The sequence below is a fragment of the Pyrobaculum sp. genome (assembly GCF_049971835.1).
Taxonomy (GTDB): domain Archaea; phylum Thermoproteota; class Thermoprotei; order Thermoproteales; family Thermoproteaceae; genus Pyrobaculum.
Genome location: NZ_JBMFKV010000364.1, coordinates 1 through 1,307 on the forward strand (window position 1 = coordinate 1; position 1,307 = coordinate 1,307).

The window sequence follows — 1,307 nt, forward strand, 5'->3', positions numbered from 1 at the left end:
CGGAGTGGTCATCATCCGCCTCTGCCCGACGATGTTGTACTTGATGCAGATCTTGTAGGCCGACGTCAGCCTGTGCCTCAGTATTTCGTTTTGCTTCTCGTTGACGGCCTCTTCGGGGTTTACACCGGTTAAGTGTCTGACGAAGTCCGCGACGAAGACGCTGGTGCTAGCCATCGCCGCGACTTTGCTAGCCACGTCTTCCGCCTCGCGCCAGGTGTCGGAGTCTGGACCGAAGGCTCTGAACTCCGGCTTCGGCTCCTTGATTAGTCTAGCAAAGAGCTCCGCCAGGGTCTCCGGCCTGCGGGGATCGCGCCTCGACAAGACGTACTCCCGGAACCTCTCCTCCGGCGTCTTCACAGCTGTGATAGCCTCCTTCACTCTCTCGGCGTTTTCAATCTCAATCTCCTCCAGCGCCTTGTAGGCCTCCATGAATATGGGATCGCCGGTCTCCCTCTCCGCCATCTTCGCAATTGCGTAGGCCAGAGCCAGTATCGTCGAGGGCCTCTGGAAGCCGAGCTCCTTAACCTGCCTCTCGACTGACTCCTCCACCAGCCTCCAGAAGTCCTCGGCCTCCGCCGTCTTGGCGAGCCACCCCGCCACGTTGTTCCCCCTGTAGCTCTCAAGGCCTATGTAGCCGGGCGGCGGGAGGTCTATCTCTACGATAATCAGCCTCCTGGCAATGGCGGAGTCCCGGAGGTTTAGGAACAGCTCGGGGCTGTAGTTAGTTATGCCGATTATCGTCCTCTTAGCCGCGAAGAAGTCCTCCGCCCCCTTACCCCTCTTCTTAGCCCTGGCGCCGGTCAGGCTGGTAGACGCCGAGAGTCCCCCCACCATTTTTATCAGCTCCTCCATCTTCTCGCTACGCTTGACGTTGCCCCTCTCATCCACTTCGGCGATTTCGTCTACAACCGACACGTACGTAGAGCACGTGAGCGCCGTGTTTATCCTCGGGCGGGTGTCGAGGATGTAGAGCCCCTGCTGGTAGATGAAGTTCTCCGAGGCGAATCTGGACCTCCCCACGTCGTCGCTGATTCCGAGGAAGTTGAGCGCGGTTTTAATTATCGCAGTTTTGGCCCTCCCCGCCGGCCCGAAGACTATGACCACCTTCCAGTCGCCGTAGTCTCTCCTCCTCTCCTGGGCCTTCTGCCTGGCGGCGTACAGGAGAGAGGAGGCGAACACCAGGAGGACCAGGGCGAGGGGCTTGGCCGCTCCGCGGAACCCCTGCTTAATCTTGTGCAGTAGCTCCCTCAGCTTGTCCAAGTCCTCCCTAGGCTCGGCGTCGGACCTAACCACCATCCTCCCGTCGA

General features: G+C 60.0%; 1 protein-coding gene. It reads right to left on the minus strand.

What is annotated here, in order from left to right; all coding sequences use genetic code 11:
* The coding region (locus ACP5J3_RS14690; RefSeq protein ID WP_428496361.1) for a hypothetical protein at positions 1–1,296 on the minus strand (1,296 nt) is incomplete at its 3' end.
* Positions 1,297–1,307: the final 11 nt, after the last annotated feature.